Consider the following 14,829-nt stretch of genomic DNA (forward strand, 5'->3'; position numbering starts at 1 on the left):
ATGGTCTTTTGGAATTAATTTATCATATAAATCCATATGAGGACTTAATAGTAGCTGTTCTTGTGAAGACAACATTCTCAACACTCCTTCATTTTCGTAACGCTTACATACATTATACTAAAAACCCACTATTCTATCTATTGAAATCATAGGTAGAATAGGGGTTTTTCAGCAGTCTCTTAAAAGAAGAGCTGTCTTTTACATGTCTTGAAAACCGTATTTATATTAAAGTGTGATCAGGACAAGAAAGCCGATAAGGTTATTGATAAAGTGGAAGAAAATAGCGGCTTCGACTGAACAGGTTCGCTTAGCTGCATAGCCGAACAGCAGACCCATACCGACATAAGTATATACAGCCACTATTGATGTGGGAACATGGACAAGTCCGAACAATACAGACGTAATGATCAGAGTCAACCAGCTGACGTCATTGTGTTCTTTGCGGAAAAAGATAATTCCTCGGAAGAGCCATTCCTCAACTAGTGGAGCGGCAATCACTATAGTTATGAACAGCATCCATGTCGGTGTGTCAGTTGCCATCGCTTCAATCGCTTCCTGATTGATAAGCTGACCGTCTCCAACAATGTACTCGAGAACTGATCCACCAATATTGAACAATACATATCCAACCGGAACATACCAGGCAAGAAACTTCCAGTCTTCACCAGTAAGACCAGGAAGGATTGTCCATTCACTTCGGGACAGGCGTTTCCTGTTCATCAGTGGGATTTTCTTCGCATAAATAATGATGACCGACAGGACGAGACCTCCTGCAAAAGCAATGAAGGTCATGACCCCTTCCAGCTGCACGAATGACTGAAGCAGGTCCTCCTGTGACAGATGAGCGTTCATTAAACCGAAAACAAGACCGAACAAAATGGAGATAATGAAAGGGAAAATAATAGGTGAGACCAGCCACATCAGAATCTGATCGCTTATTTTCGTTCTTCTTAATGGAAATCCTTGTAAAAATCGCAATAGTAGTCCTCCTAAGTATGATATGTGTTTCAGTATAACAGACAGCCGGCATTAATTGGGAATCATATTAATTTATATCGATTCACATTTTTATAGACTAGGAAACAGCATGCTGAATAGTCAAGCACAAGAAAAAATAAAAAGAAAAGCGTTTTCTATTGACAAAACAAGATGAGATGTTAAACTAAATGTGTAATCGGTTACAGATTGAGGGTGAGAAAATGGTAACGATCAAACAAGTAGCAGAATATGCAGGCGTCTCCGTTGCAACAGTCTCTAGAACTTTAAATGACAGCGGATACGTAGGTAAAGAATCCAGAAGAAAAGTGGAAGAAGCGATCAAAGTATTGGGGTACTATCCTAATGAGGTGGCGCGTTCACTTTATCAGAAAAGCTCCAAGATGATCGGTCTGCTATTGCCCGACATCTCTAACCCGTACTTTCCACTGCTGGCAAAAGGGGTAGAAGACTATGCACAGCAGAATGGCTATATGGTCATATTAGGAAATGTGGAAGACAACGCAGATAAAGAAGACATGTATGTCAAATTCTTCTCTCAATATAATATCAGTGGCGTACTGTCCGCTGCATCAGGAAAAAGAAAGAACAACAACCGTGTCCCATATGTCCTTCTTGACAGAGCATTGGAGGAAGAAAACTACTCCATTTCAACGGATGATCGACTTGGCGGGAAGCTGGCAGGTCAAGCTGTCCTCGAATCAGGAGGGGAAAATATTATCGTCATGGCTGGCCCAAGACATGTTTCAGGAGCTAACGACCGTCTGTCCGGTACCTTGTCAGTTCTAAACGCTGCAGGGGCGAGTTACAGAGTATTTGAAACAGAAACCTTTCAAGTGGACAAGGCAGAAGAAACAGCGCAGAAGCTCTTTAATACATTGAAGTCTTTCGACAGTGTCATTGCGAGTAATGATGTGTTTGCTCTGGCAGTAATGAAAGAAGCTATCAAACGAAAATACAGGATACCGGAAGATATTCAGATCATCGGTTATGATGACATGCTTTTCAGCAGACTGATGTATCCCGGGCTGACCACCATAGCTCAGCCGGCATATGAAGTGGGCTTTAAAGGAGCTGAAATGCTCGTCAATCTGATTGAGAAAAAAGTAATCATCGATAAGAAAGTGAGATTGAAGCCTGAACTGGTCAGAAGAGATTCATTAAGATAGAAGGAGATAGATTGTATGGCAAAGATAACAGTAATAGGTAGTATATCAACTGATTTTGTAGTAGAGACAGAGAAACGTCCGGTCATGGGAGAGACAGTAGAGGGAAAAGCGTTCAGTACCAGCTTTGGCGGGAAAGGTGCCAATCAGGCTGTGGCAAGTGCCCGCTTAGGTGCTGAAACGACTATGCTGGGAGCAGTTGGCACAGACCCATTTGGAAGCGAATTACTTAAGAACCTTGAAGAAAATGGCATAAATGTAAACAATGTGGAACGGGGTACACATTCCTCAGGGTCAGCTTTCATAACGCTTGTTGATGGAGATAATTCAATCATATATGTTCCAGGTGCAAACGGGGTCTATATGCCAGAGATGCTCGACCGAGTCGTTGAAGATGAAAAAGTCTTTCAGAATAGTGATCTGGTGCTGGTTCAAAACGAAACGCCAGTCGATACCGTCGAACATCTGATCAGACGATGCAACGAGACAGGAATTCCTTTGCTTCTTAATCCTGCTCCGGCCCGGGAATTACATTCGTCACTTATTGACAAGGTCACGTTCCTGACCCCTAACGAAACCGAATGTTCAGTCCTCTTTCCGGGAGAAGATATTGAAACTGTGCTCGCAAAGTATCCGAATAAATTGATTGTTACCTTGGGTAGCAGTGGAGCGGTTTATCATGATGGACAGGGGATTCAACGCATTCCATCGATAAAAGTAGAACAGGTTGTAGATACCACAGGAGCAGGGGACACCTTCAACGGAGCATTTGCCTTTGCTTATGCATCCGGATTGACCCTTCATGACAGCATCCGATTCGGGAATATAGCAGCTGGGCTGTCGATTCAGAAAGCGGGCGCTCAGACAGGAGCACCAACATTAGAACAGATGAAGGAGCATGAGGATTTTGAAAAAAAATGGAATATTAAATAGCGAAATCAGTAAAGTGCTGGCTGATTTAGGACACACGGATGAACTAATCATTGCGGACTGCGGCCTGCCGATACCGGAGGGGGTCAAAAAAATCGACCTCGCATTGACGATGGGGACACCTGGATTTATGGATGTGATGGATGCAGTCGTAAACGATATGAAAGTTGAACACATTATACTTGCTGAAGAAATCAGGGAAAAGAACCAGGCTATCCGCGAGCAAATCATAAGCAGGATGGAGAAGGAAGGAGCAGGGACTTCTTATTTGACACACGAAGCGTTTAAGAAGCGGTCAGCCCAGGCAAAAGCGATTATCAGGACAGGAGAGATCACCCCTTACGCAAACGTGATTTTACAGGCAGGCGTACTTTTTTAGGAGGGAATTATCATGCAAGTAGAAATGAAAGGGATCACAAAAGCGTTCGGTGAGAACAAGGTACTCAAAGGAGTAGACTTCAGCCTTCGTTCGGGAGAAGTTCATGCCTTAATGGGAGAAAATGGTGCAGGTAAATCGACTCTCATGAACATTCTGACTGGTCTGCATAAAAAAGATAGTGGAGAAGTGCTTATTAATGATGAAGAAAAAGTTTACGCCAACCCGAAAGAAGCGGAAGAAAATGGTGTAAGTTTTATCCACCAGGAAATGATCACCTGGCCGGATATGACTGTACTTGAGAACATGTTTATGGGTAAAGAAATTAAGAATAAACTAGGCTGGGTCCAGACAAAAGAAATGGAAAAGAAAGCGAAGTCGATTTTTAATGAACTTGGAATCGATATTTCTTTTGACCGAACGATGAAAACGCTAAGTGTCGGACAGCAGCAACTGATAGAAATCGCCAAGACGCTTTTGAACGATGCAGAAGTGATCATCATGGACGAACCGACAGCCGCACTGACTGACAGAGAGATCAGTAAGCTGTTCAAAATCATCAGACAGCTTCAGAAGAAGGGCGTGGCTCTAGTCTACATCTCGCACCGTATGGAGGAGATTTTTGAAATAAGTGATCGCGTAACGGTCATGAGAGACGGGGTATCTATTAGTACGAAAGCTACAAAGGACACCAGCTATGACGAAATCGTCAGACACATGGTTGGTCGGGATCTGGAAGACTATTATCCTGAAATGGATAATAGTCAAGGAGAAGCGGTACTTGAAGTGCGCAACTTAACTCACCTCCCATATTACGAGGACATCTCCTTTACCTTACATTCCGGAGAAATACTTGGTTTTTCCGGACTGATGGGTGCCGGACGGACAGAAATAATGAGAGGGATTTTTGGAATAGACAAAATTGACAGCGGAGATATTTATCTTGATGGTGAGAAAATCGACATCAGCACACCAAATGATGCGGTTAAGAGAGGCATAGGATTCCTGACAGAAGACAGGAAGTCTGAGGGGCTGATTCTTGATTTCTCAGTTAGAGATAATATCAGTATGACAGCCTTCGAGGAATTCTCGAAGGCAGGCTGGATCAATAAAAAGGAAGAAGAAGAGTTTGTCGACCTGCTGATTAAGAGATTGACCGTCAAAACTACTCATATGGAACTGCCAGTAGGTGCACTATCCGGAGGGAATCAGCAGAAAGTGGTTCTGGCTAAATGGATCGGAGCCGGTTCACGTGTACTGATACTTGATGAACCGACTAGAGGTGTAGACGTCGGAGCCAAACGTGAAATCTATAACTTAATGAAAGAACTGGCGGAACGCGGTGTCGGAATTATTATGGTTTCAAGCGATCTGCCGGAAGTAATCGGCGTCAGCAATCGCGTACTAGTCGTCCATGAAGGAACTATTTCAGGAGAACTGAAGCGTGAGGAATTATCCGAAGAACGCATCATGACTCTGGCTACAGGAGGAAAATAATGGAAACTAAAAATGCAGCAGTAACAAGAAAAAAAGAAAGACGGAGTGACTTGTATCGGAAACTGGGCCCGCTGATTGCGCTGATCGTACTCATGCTTATTGTAACGGTACTGAATGTCAACTTTATCAGGCCGACAAACCTGCTGAACTTACTCAGACAGGTATCGGTCAATGCACTGATTGCCTTTGGTATGACATTCGTCATTATTACTGGAGGAATCGACTTATCAGTTGGGTCGACTTTGGCTTTGTCCAGTGCACTGACAGCCGGGATCATTGCTATCGGTGTCCCACCAGTTCTCGCGATAGTAGCGGGACTGCTTATCGGAGCTTTCTTGGGTATGATCAATGGGCTGCTCATTACTAAAGGAAATGTGGCCCCATTTATTGGAACGCTGGAAACAATGACTATATATAGAGGATTGACTCTCGTTTACACAGAAGGAAACCCGATTACAGGGTTTGGCGGCGGATTTGCCTTCCAGTTTTTCGGTAGAGGCTACCTGTTCGGCATTCCTTTCCCTGTCATCATCACAACGGCTGCCTTCATTATTCTCTTCGTCATTCTTCACAAGATGACATTCGGCCGTAAGACATTTGCTATCGGTGGAAACGAGCAGGCGGCTTACATTGCCGGGATTAAATCTGATCGTGTGAAAACTATGGTCTATGCTATTTCAGGAATGATGTCAGCCTTGGCTGGACTGATTCTGACTTCACGTCTGAATTCAGCTCAACCAACGGCAGGTACAGCTTATGAACTGGATGCTATTGCGGCAGTCGTTATTGGCGGAACAAGTCTGGCAGGTGGAAAAGGACGGATCGTCGGGACACTGATTGGTGCACTGATTATCGGAACATTGAACAACGGATTGAACTTGCTGGGGGTTTCAAGTTTTTATCAGCAAGTGGTTCGAGGGATCGTCATCATCATTGCGGTATTATTGGATAGAAAAAAATAAGAATATAAAAAATGGAGGAATTACAATGAAAAAACTTATCGGTTTACTCTCACTCTCAGCAGTTCTGGCACTAAGCGCATGTGGAGCAGCTACACTTGAAGGCGATCAGGCAGGAGGTAACGGAGAAGTAGAAGAAATGGCAGCGGAAGACATTACGATTGGTCTGTCTATCTCAACCTTGAACAATCCTTTCTTTGGAGACTTGCAGCGTGGTGTCGTCGAGGCAGCAGAAGAGAACGGTTCAACTGTCCGTTCTGTAGACGCCCAGGATGATACAGCTACTCAAATTAACGGCATCGATGACCTCATTCAGCAAGGTGTGGATATTTTACTGATCAACCCTGTAGACTCTGATGCGATTACACCAGCCATTGAGTCAGCGAACTCCGCTGGGATTCCAGTCATCACAATCGACCGTTCCAGCGAAGGGGGAGATGTCCTGACATTTATCGCTTCAGATAACGTTGAAGGTGGCGAAATGGCAGCTGAATTTATTATTGATCTTGTTGGTGAAGATGCTGATGTCGTTCAGCTGGAAGGAGTCCCGGGTGCATCTGCAACAAACGAACGTGGAGAAGGATTCATGAATGTCGCTAATGACCGTCTGAACGTTGTGGAAAGCCAGTCAGCAAACTTCAGTCGATCTGAAGGACTGACTGTTATGGAAAACATTATTCAGTCTAATTCAGGAATCGAAGCAGTTTTCGCTCAAAATGATGAAATGGCTATCGGCGCACTGGAAGCACTAGAAGCTGCGGGTATGAATGATGTCGTAGTCGTCGGCTTCGATGGAAATGATGATGCGTTAGCAGAAATCGAAGCGGGTCGCCTGGATGCAACAATTGCACAGCAGCCATACGAAATGGGAAAAATCGCTGTAGATACTGTCTACGACTACTTCTCAGGTGGAACGATTGATGATGAAATCGGCGCACCACTTGAATTGATCAGTGCGGAATAAAGAAAGTTAGAAAGGTATGAATAAGTGTCCGTTCCATTTAGGGACGGGCATTTTTATCGTTATTGCTGAAGTCCTGTTTTGTTGAATCAAAACTATAAGTCATTATTTAGGAAGTAGAGAAAATTAATATATGAGAGAACTATTGTTTAAGTAATACTGTTCAATTTGGATTAATATAGATAGTTGACTATTTTAAATAATTTTTAATTTGTAAGGATGAACAGGTAATAATTTAATGTCGAGCATGATTTTTGTAATTACTGTGATTATGTAAAGGGTAAAAATAAGAGAAAGTACTTGCAAATTATTTTATTTTGTTTTATCTTGTATATAACAAAAAAACAAACCATTAGACTCGAGGTGTGAAATGAAGTTAGATGAAATTGGGGATATAAAATTGGGAATAGCATTAAATCGAAAAAAGGCAGACGTCGATGTAAACACTAAACAGCGATATTCTGTTATTTCGGTGAAAAACGTTGAGGAGGATGGATACTTTAATTCTATTCCATTCGAAACTTTTCCTAGTACTGAAAGTTTACCGCAAAGGTACTTTTCTGAGAAGGGCGATATTCTTATGCGGCTTACCGATCCCAATACGGCGGTTTTTGTAAGTGAAGAGCAGGAAGGCTTACTAATTCCTTCATATTTTGTCCAAATCAAAATTATTGATAAACGTTACCTTCCAGAGTACGTTGCTTGGTATTTAAACAGCGAAGAGACGAAACGAGAATTGCGTAAAGTACAATCTGGAACACGAGTAACGAGCACGAGTAAAAAAGTGCTGGGAACATTAGAGATAAAAGAGCTGCCTGTTGAAAAACAGCAAAGAATCGTTGACTTAACGCAACTGCATCAAGAGGAAAAAGTGCTCTATAAAAAGTTAATCAAAGAAAAAGAAAAACAGCTAGCTGCTGCGACAGCAGAGATAATGGCTGACTAACAGGAGGAAAACAGATGACTGAGACAGTAACACAACAGCAAATCAACAACGTACTATGGCAAGCGGCGGATACGTTTAGAGGGAAGATAGACTCGAGTATTTATAAGGACTATATTCTAACCATGCTATTTATTAAATACATCAGCGATACATATAAAGAGCATTTGGAAGAATATACGGAACGTTATGATGGTGATGAAAGACGAATCGAGCGGGCACTCTCCAGAGAACGTTTTGTACTAGAAGAAGATGCAACATTCGATTATCTCTATAGCAAACGCAATGATCCAGCAATAGGAGAAATCATCAACAAAGCTTTAGAGAAGATCGAAAATGAAAACACAGGCAAATTGCGAGGCGTTTTCCGTAACATCGACTTTAACTCTGAGACAGTATTGGGTAAGACGAAAGAAAGAAATGCAACGCTTCGTACCTTACTTGAAGACTTTAATACATTGACTTTGAGACCGTCTGTAGTTGGACGCGAAGATGTTATTGGAGATTCTTATCAGTATATGATCGAACAGTTTGCGTCGGATGCTGGGAAGAAAGGCGGAGAGTTTTTTACGCCGTCTATGCTGTCTGAACTGCTAGCACTTCTTGTTCAACCGCAAGAGAATGATCGTATTTATGATCCGACGTGTGGCTCTGGCTCATTGTTGATTAAAGTAGCTAACCAAGTACCTAACAAAAAGGTTCAAATTTATGGGCAAGAGCGAAACGGTCAAACTCATTCGCTTGCTATCATGAACATGTACCTGCATGGGATTGACGATGCGAAGTTAGAGTGGGGCGATACCTTATCCAACCCACTTCACTTGGAAGAGGACAAGCTTATGAAGTTTCAACGTATCGTAGCGAATCCGCCATTTTCACTTGATAAATGGGCAGAAGGTTTTTCAGACGGTACAAATGGGAAAAAGTTTAAGATGGAAGCGTCACTCGACCCGTATCACCGATTCGATTGGGGTGTACCGCCAACCACTAAAGGAGATTATGCCTTTGTTCAGCACATGCTGCATTCATTAGCAGAAGACGGCACGATGGCTACAATCTTACCACATGGCGTCTTATTTAGAGGGTCAAGTGAAGGAAAGATACGTAAAGAAATGATTGAAATGAACTTGCTGGATGCAGTAATTGGCGTACCAAGTAACCTTTTCTTCGGTGTGAGTATTCCTGCAGTTGTCCTCGTTTTCAAAAAGAATAGAAATCGTGATGATGTGCTGTTTATAGACGCATCCGCCGATGAGTATTTTGAAAAAGGGAAGAACCAGAATAAATTACGTGAAGAAGACATTCAGCGAATCGTAGATACGTATGATAAGTTCGACACAATTGATAAATACTCTTATGTTGCTTCGCGAGACGAGATTAAAGAAAATGATTACAACTTAAATATCCCTAGATACGTAGATACCTTTGAAGAAGAAGAACCAGTGGATATGACAGAAGTTAAACAGAACATACAAGAAATAAAATCAGAAATTGCAGAAGTTGAGAAACAAATGGAAGCATATCTCGAAGAGTTAGGATTGTAGGTGATCTGATGTTTTATGAAGAAGAACTTAAACACCTATACCCAAAAGATTGGCCGCTTGTGAAGCTGAACGAATTAGCTTATTTTGAAAAAGGAAAAGGAATTGCTAAAAAAGATATCACAAGTAAAGGGAAGAAAGCTATAATTTATGGTGATATTTATACTAAACACCATTTTTATATCAAAAATGTCTCCACTTACATTGATAGTAAAACAGCATCGAAAAGTAAGTTAGTAAAGACTAATAACGTATTATTAACTGGATCGGGAGAAACAGCAGAAGAGATTGGAAAAGCAGTTGCATATTTAGATGAAGAAGAACTGTATGCTGGTGGGGATATAATAATAATTAAGCTTAAACACAATCTAAATAGCTTATTTCTTTCATACCTATTAAATTTTGGCAATCTTAGAAAACGATTATCACAGTTAGGTCAAGGTAATTCAGTTGTTCATATATATAGTTCCATGTTGGAAGATTTATCAATACCTTTACCATCAATAGAAGAACAAAATAATATAACAAAAGTACTATTAACTTGGGATAAAGCTATAGAATTAAAGCAGCAATTAATCGATTTGAAAAAAGAACAGAAAATAGGTTTAATGCAGAAGTTGCTCACAGGGGAAGTTCGCTTGCCTGGATTTAATGAAGAGTGGAAGGTAATGAAACTAGAAAAATTATGCAGTAAAATGAAATCAGGAGGGACACCAAAATCTACAAATCCAAAATTTTATGGTGGTGAAATACCATTTGTAAAAGTTAATGATATAACTAGGCAAGGCAAAATACTAAAAGATGCTGAGACCACAATAACTGAACAGGGTTTAATAAATTCTAGTGCTTGGTTGGTTCCTGCTAATAGTATCTTATATTCAATGTATGCTTCGATTGGTTTTGTTTCTATAAATAAGATGCCAGTCACTACTAACCAAGCTATAATGAGTATGATACCAAATGATGATGTGAATATTGATTTTTTATATTACCAACTAGTTAAGTACAAGACTAAAGTAAATAGTATTATTGAGACTGGAACACAAGGTAATCTCAATGCAAAATTAGTTAAGTCATTTAGTATTCATCTCCCTCAATATGAAGAGCAACTAGCGATTGCTACAATACTTAATGCAGCGGAGTCTCATATTGAACTATTGGAAAACGAGCTTGACGCTTTAAAAGAACAGAAAAAAGGTCTCATGCAACAATTGTTAACCGGAAAAACAAGAGTGAAGGTGTAAGCCTTCCTCTTTTATACATATATGGAGGTGGAGAAATGCAGACACCAAAAAGTCATGAGATGGCAATCAGTCAGGAACCTGCACTGCAGGTTCTGACCGAGCTGGGCTACACTTATTTATCGCCAGAAGAAGCGGAACGTAGACGGAAAAGTTTATATGATGTGTTGCTTTTAGATGTGCTGGAAAGTCAGTTAAAGAAGTTGAATCATTTTGAGTACAAGAATGAATCCTATGCCTTTAGTCAGTCAACGGTTGAACAGGCCATAAGGGATTTGGATGAAGACTTAACTGACGGACTAGTTCGCACCAATGAAAAAATCTATGAATCTCTTATGCTTGGACGTAGCTATGAGGAACACTTAAATGATGGATCTAAAAAGTCTTTCACGCTACAGTATATTGACTGGGACCATCCAGAGAATAATGTCTATCATGTAACACAGGAATTCGTTGTGGAAAGACAAAATGGTGAAGGAACTGTTCGTCCAGATATCCTTGTGTTCATTAATGGGATACCACTAGGTGTTATCGAATGTAAACGAGCTTCAGTATCGACGGATCAAGCAGTGAGTCAGATGATCCGTAATCAGAAAAAAGAGTATATTCCCCAGTTGTTTAAATTCATCCAACTGGTTATGGCCTCCAATAAAAATGAAGTGAAATACGCGACTGTCAATACGCCGAAGAAATTTTGGTCTGTGTGGAAGGAAGAAGATAAAGACTGGTTGGATAATACGTTGAAAGAAATTGTCACGGAACGACTAGTCACTATGCAGGACAGAAATCTTGTGTCACTCTTCCATCCGACTCGCTTTTTGGACCTTATTAAATATTTCATCATCTTTGATAAAAATGAAAAGAAAGTAGCCCGTTACCAACAGTTTTTTGCCGTGAAAGAAATTATAGACACGGTTGAAAAAAGAGATGAAAAAGGCAACAGACAGTCTGGCGTGATTTGGCATACCCAAGGATCAGGGAAGTCCTTGACCATGGTAATGCTAGCTAAATACATTCTGTCAGAGCTGTGGAATTACAACCCTAAGGTTATCGTTGTGACAGACCGGGTGGAACTTGATAAGCAGATTCACCAGACATTTAACCACTCAAGGTTAAAAGCCAGCAAAGCCAATTCTGGAAAACATCTTGTGGAACTTATTAATGATAATAATGCGGATGTTGTGACTACACTGATTAACAAATTTGATACAGCAGTAAGAAATCAGGAGCCTATTCAGTCAAAAGATATTTTCATCTTAGTGGATGAATCACATCGCACCCAATACGGTGAATTAAATATCAAGATGAAAAAAGTCTTTCCAAATGCTTCTTATCTAGGTTTTACAGGTACGCCTTTGATGAAAAAAGAGAAAAATACGATGGTTAAGTTTGGCAAAATTATTCATCAGTACACCATTTCAGACGGAGTAAAAGATAAAGCGATTTTACCGCTCCTTTACGAAGGAAGAATGGTCGAACAGACCGTTAACAGAAAAGCGATAGATTACCGACTGGAAACTATCACCCGGAACTTGAGTGATGAACAGAAAAATGAAGTGATGCAAAAGTGGAGTCAGTTCGAACGTATTGCATCAAGTGATCAGCGAATCCAGATGATTGCTTTGGATATTAATGACCACTACGTGAGAAACTATAAGACGGCTGGGTCCCAATTTAAAGCAATGCTGGCTACTAATAGCAAAATTGAAGCTGTCCGCTACCTTGAAGCTTTCGAAGAACTAAATGAATTGAACGCGGCTGTAGTCATTTCTCCACCGGATCAGCGTGAAGGTCACGATGATGTGGATTCCGAATCAAAAGATAAAATTCAAAACTTCTGGAAACGAATGATGGATAAGTACGGTGACGCAGATAAATATGAAGACGGCATCAAAAACGAATTTGTCAACGGAGACGACATCGATCTTCTAATTGTTGTGGATAAATTATTGACAGGGTTCGATGCACCAAGAGCATCTATTCTTTATATTGATAAAGTCTTGAAAGAACACAGTTTACTTCAGGCCATTGCACGCGTTAATCGTCTCTATGAAGGTAAAGACTACGGTATTATAATCGATTACCGTGGACTACTTGAAAAGCTCGATGAAGCTATGGAAATGTATTCTGGGTCTGGTTTAGAAAACTTCGATCCTGAAGACATTAAAGGGGCACTATACGATGTAGTGGCTGTAATAGGTAAAATCAGGCAGCACTATTCAGACTTATGGGATATCTTCAAAAACATTAAGAATAAAGATGACATGGAAGAATATGAAGTATTACTTGAAGATAAGGTAAAACGTGATTTGTTTTATGACACGTTAAGTCAGTTTGGTCGGCATATGGCCATTGCGATGGAATCTGAGAAAGTCTATGATGCATTGAGTCAAGAAGAGCTTGAGAAATATAAACGTCACTTGAAATTCTTCCAAGATTTAAGGCGAAGTGTGAAATTGCGTTACTCCGATTCAATTGATCACAAAGAATACGAGGCTAAAATGCAGAAACTCATGGATCAATATATTGCGGCAGAAGATATGATGCAGATAACCAATCCTGTAGATATTTTAGACCGAGACCGATTTGAAGAGGAAATGAACCGTTTAGGATCCCAACGTGCTAAAGCAGATGCGATACGAACCCGTTTAACTAAAAGTATAAATGTAAAGTATGACGAAAATCCAGCGTATTATCAGTCGTTCTCAGAACGTATTGAGAAAACACTGGAAGCATATAAAGAGAAACGCATTACAGAGGCCGAATACTGGCAACGCATGAATGAAATGAAAAAAGAATACCAGGAAGGTGCACCAGTAGACGATTACCCTTCTAAAATTCAAAAGAACAAGCATGCCCAAGCCTTTTACGGCGTGACGAAAAATATTTTTGAAGAAACTCAAGAACTTGATGAATCCGATGCAGTTTACAGTGTGGCGGATTTGGCTTTAGAAGTGGACTTAGTTGTCAAAGAAAAGACAAAAGTTGACTGGCAGGACAATACTGAAGTTCATAAAAGCATCGAACAAGAGATAGATGATCTTATCCATGATTTTTTACACAAAAAAAGTCTAGATATAAATTACGATGAAATTGACAAGTGGATTGATCAAATAAAAACGATTGCAATACGTCGTTACTAAGGTGAGAAGGTATGAGTGCACATAAAATTCATTTCAATGATCAAGAAATTAATTTTGAGGTTGAACGCAAGAATGTAAAAAATATCAATATAAATGTTAAACCGGACAGTACGATAAAAATATCAGCTAAAGGTTCTGTCCCACTAGACTTTATAAAAGAAGTTGTTAAAAAGAAAGCACCATGGATTCTCAATCAAATGAAAGAATTTGAACAGGCACAACCAGAAAGAGCTAGTGAACGGGATTATACAAGTGGTGAATCATATAAGTACCTAGGCAAACAGTATCGATTAAGGGTTAAAGAAGTAGAGAATAAATCCAAAGTAGGAGTGAAATATTTCCGGGGATTCTTATATTTATATGTGATAGATACTACTGACCTATTAAAGAAGAAGCAATTGCTTGATGAATGGTATAAAGCACGTGCGAATCTTATTTTTGTAGAAGCATTTAATAAAGTTTATCCAAAAATAGAGAAGTATGATATAAGCAAGCCGCTCATACAAAGTCGTAAGATGAAAACTAGATGGGGGTCAGCTTTGGTTGATAAGAAAACGATTCACTTGAATATTGAGTTAATCAAAGCACCTAAGTCTTGCATCGAATACGTTATCCTTCATGAACTTATTCACTTTAAATATAATGACCATAGTTCAAAGTTTTACGAAATGCTGTACACATTAATGCCTGACTGGAAGAAAAGGAAAGAGATATTAGATATGGAGGTTGTAAGGGAGATATAGGAATAATGGAATAATCTGAAAGGAGAATTTAATGAAAGTAAGTTTTTTGTTTGGTAATGGATTTGATATTCAATGTGGACTTAAGACTAGTTATAAAGATTTTTATCAACATATTTTAAGTAATAAATATGATTTAGATTTTAAATCGAAGGATCTTAATGAAGATATGTTAAAAGACAAATTAAAAAAGATTGAAAACTTAATATATGAACCAATTTCATAACTAACTTTTTAAAAAAGGAAACACTCGTCTAATTTCAAAATGACTATTTTTTAAAAATTACACGGCTATTTCTTTTCTGTTCTTTCTCTCAGCTAACCGTTGGTTTGCAT

General features: G+C 39.8%; 13 protein-coding genes. 12 read left to right on the forward strand and 1 reads right to left on the reverse strand.

The annotated features are described in order from the left end of the window. Nucleotides 1–225: 225 nt before the first annotated feature. The gene (locus tag ACYQ2O_RS06805; RefSeq protein ID WP_459796271.1) at nt 226–978 is read right to left on the reverse strand and encodes a CPBP family intramembrane glutamic endopeptidase; all 753 of its coding nucleotides are present in this window, start codon (nt 976–978) and stop codon (nt 226–228) included. 221 nt (nt 979–1,199) lie between these two features. On the opposite strand from ACYQ2O_RS06805, the gene ACYQ2O_RS06810 reads away from it, so the two are divergent. The 12 genes from ACYQ2O_RS06810 (at nt 1,200) to ACYQ2O_RS06865 (ending at nt 14,719) form a co-directional block, all read left to right on the forward strand. Beyond that, nucleotides 1,200–2,165 carry a LacI family DNA-binding transcriptional regulator gene (locus ACYQ2O_RS06810; RefSeq protein ID WP_459796273.1) on the forward strand — a complete coding sequence of 322 codons (966 nt, stop codon included), beginning with the start codon at nt 1,200–1,202 and terminating at the stop codon, nt 2,163–2,165. Nucleotides 2,166–2,180: 15 nt separating this feature from the next. Beyond that, nucleotides 2,181–3,095 carry a ribokinase gene (gene rbsK / locus ACYQ2O_RS06815; protein ID WP_459796274.1) on the forward strand — a complete coding sequence of 305 codons (915 nt, stop codon included), beginning with the start codon at nt 2,181–2,183 and terminating at the stop codon, nt 3,093–3,095. Next, nucleotides 3,061–3,471, forward strand: a complete 411-nt coding sequence (rbsD, locus tag ACYQ2O_RS06820; RefSeq protein ID WP_459796275.1) for a D-ribose pyranase — start codon at nt 3,061–3,063, stop codon at nt 3,469–3,471. Before rbsK ends, rbsD begins: the two co-directional genes overlap by 35 nt. A gap of 12 nt (nt 3,472–3,483) precedes the next feature. After that, on the forward strand, nt 3,484–4,965 hold the full coding sequence (locus ACYQ2O_RS06825; protein WP_459796277.1) for a sugar ABC transporter ATP-binding protein: 1,482 nt from the start codon (nt 3,484–3,486) through the stop codon (nt 4,963–4,965). Further along, the gene (locus tag ACYQ2O_RS06830; RefSeq protein ID WP_459796278.1) at nt 4,965–5,927 is read left to right on the forward strand and encodes an ABC transporter permease subunit; all 963 of its coding nucleotides are present in this window, start codon (nt 4,965–4,967) and stop codon (nt 5,925–5,927) included. Before ACYQ2O_RS06825 ends, ACYQ2O_RS06830 begins: the two co-directional genes overlap by 1 nt. 25 nt (nt 5,928–5,952) lie before the next feature. After that, a complete protein-coding gene (locus tag ACYQ2O_RS06835; protein WP_459796279.1) occupies nt 5,953–6,888 on the forward strand; it encodes a D-ribose ABC transporter substrate-binding protein in 936 nt (311 codons plus the stop codon). A 367-nt stretch (nt 6,889–7,255) separates the two neighbouring features. Next, the gene (locus tag ACYQ2O_RS06840) at nt 7,256–7,831 is read left to right on the forward strand and encodes a restriction endonuclease subunit S domain-containing protein (protein WP_459796280.1); all 576 of its coding nucleotides are present in this window, start codon (nt 7,256–7,258) and stop codon (nt 7,829–7,831) included. Nucleotides 7,832–7,845: 14 nt separating this feature from the next. After that, entirely contained in the window at nt 7,846–9,372 is a 1,527-nt protein-coding gene (locus ACYQ2O_RS06845; RefSeq protein ID WP_459796282.1) for a type I restriction-modification system subunit M, read from the forward strand. Nucleotides 9,373–9,380: 8 nt separating this feature from the next. After that, complete coding sequence (locus ACYQ2O_RS06850) at nt 9,381–10,613, forward strand: restriction endonuclease subunit S (protein ID WP_459796283.1); 1,233 nt, start codon at nt 9,381–9,383, stop codon at nt 10,611–10,613. A gap of 35 nt (nt 10,614–10,648) precedes the next feature. Beyond that, a complete protein-coding gene (locus ACYQ2O_RS06855) occupies nt 10,649–13,753 on the forward strand; it encodes a type I restriction endonuclease subunit R (protein ID WP_459796285.1) in 3,105 nt (1,034 codons plus the stop codon). A gap of 11 nt (nt 13,754–13,764) precedes the next feature. Next, nucleotides 13,765–14,496, forward strand: a complete 732-nt coding sequence (locus ACYQ2O_RS06860) for a M48 family metallopeptidase (RefSeq protein ID WP_459796286.1) — start codon at nt 13,765–13,767, stop codon at nt 14,494–14,496. A gap of 31 nt (nt 14,497–14,527) precedes the next feature. Beyond that, complete coding sequence (locus ACYQ2O_RS06865) at nt 14,528–14,719, forward strand: AbiH family protein (RefSeq protein WP_459796288.1); 192 nt, start codon at nt 14,528–14,530, stop codon at nt 14,717–14,719. Nucleotides 14,720–14,829: the final 110 nt, after the last annotated feature.

Source organism: Alkalibacterium sp. m-11 (assembly GCF_054658155.1).

Bases quoted from the DNA above. Each gene is read 5' to 3' on its own strand.
- rbsD (WP_459796275.1), top strand. From the start codon at position 3,061: ATGAGGATTTTGAAAAAAAATGGAATATTAAATAGCGAAATCAGTAAA.
- ACYQ2O_RS06860 (WP_459796286.1), top strand. From the start codon at position 13,765: ATGAGTGCACATAAAATTCATTTCAATGATCAAGAAATTAATTTTGAG.
- ACYQ2O_RS06830 (WP_459796278.1), top strand. From the start codon at position 4,965: ATGGAAACTAAAAATGCAGCAGTAACAAGAAAAAAAGAAAGACGGAGT.
- ACYQ2O_RS06845 (WP_459796282.1), top strand. From the start codon at position 7,846: ATGACTGAGACAGTAACACAACAGCAAATCAACAACGTACTATGGCAA.
- ACYQ2O_RS06825 (WP_459796277.1), top strand. From the start codon at position 3,484: ATGCAAGTAGAAATGAAAGGGATCACAAAAGCGTTCGGTGAGAACAAG.
- ACYQ2O_RS06855 (WP_459796285.1), top strand. From the start codon at position 10,649: ATGCAGACACCAAAAAGTCATGAGATGGCAATCAGTCAGGAACCTGCA.
- ACYQ2O_RS06810 (WP_459796273.1), top strand. From the start codon at position 1,200: ATGGTAACGATCAAACAAGTAGCAGAATATGCAGGCGTCTCCGTTGCA.
- ACYQ2O_RS06840 (WP_459796280.1), top strand. From the start codon at position 7,256: ATGAAGTTAGATGAAATTGGGGATATAAAATTGGGAATAGCATTAAAT.
- ACYQ2O_RS06835 (WP_459796279.1), top strand. From the start codon at position 5,953: ATGAAAAAACTTATCGGTTTACTCTCACTCTCAGCAGTTCTGGCACTA.
- rbsK (WP_459796274.1), top strand. From the start codon at position 2,181: ATGGCAAAGATAACAGTAATAGGTAGTATATCAACTGATTTTGTAGTA.
- ACYQ2O_RS06865 (WP_459796288.1), top strand. From the start codon at position 14,528: ATGAAAGTAAGTTTTTTGTTTGGTAATGGATTTGATATTCAATGTGGA.
- ACYQ2O_RS06850 (WP_459796283.1), top strand. From the start codon at position 9,381: ATGTTTTATGAAGAAGAACTTAAACACCTATACCCAAAAGATTGGCCG.